This is a genomic window from Synechococcus sp. CCY 9618, assembly GCF_019038415.1.
Taxonomy (GTDB): domain Bacteria; phylum Cyanobacteriota; class Cyanobacteriia; order PCC-6307; family Cyanobiaceae; genus Cyanobium.
The window spans coordinates 1-358 of sequence record NZ_JAFKRG010000125.1; the positions used below are offsets into that span (position 1 = coordinate 1).

Below are 358 nucleotides of genomic sequence, written 5' to 3' on the forward strand. Positions count from 1 at the left end.
GTCAGGGGCGTGCCTGTGGCATCGACCATGAACTGCTGCTGGAGCTGGAGGCCCTGGCTGCTGGAGGGTGGAAAGAGGCCGCTGGAGGAGATGTAGTTCCAGTTGCTGTCAACGGACCAGAAATGGAGGCTGCCTGAGGCCAGATGCTTCCAGAGGATCTGGTTCTGGTTGCCGGCGACGGTTTCGGCGGCGAGGATCTGCCAGCCGGCGAACTGAGAGGCCCTGACCTGGGAGCCCTGGAAGCGGAGGGCAGTGGTGACACCGTTGATCTGTACGGAGACCAGATCGGAGCCGGTGTCGCGGAGCAGGCGAACGGAGCCGTTGGGATCCAGCACCTGGAGGGTGGTGTTGGTGCCGG

General features: G+C 64.2%; 1 protein-coding gene. It reads right to left on the reverse strand.

Features of this window, described 5'->3' with window-relative positions; translation table 11 throughout:
- A partial coding sequence (locus KUG41_RS15425; protein ID WP_216905065.1) for a hypothetical protein occupies nt 1-358 on the reverse strand: 358 nt, incomplete at both ends.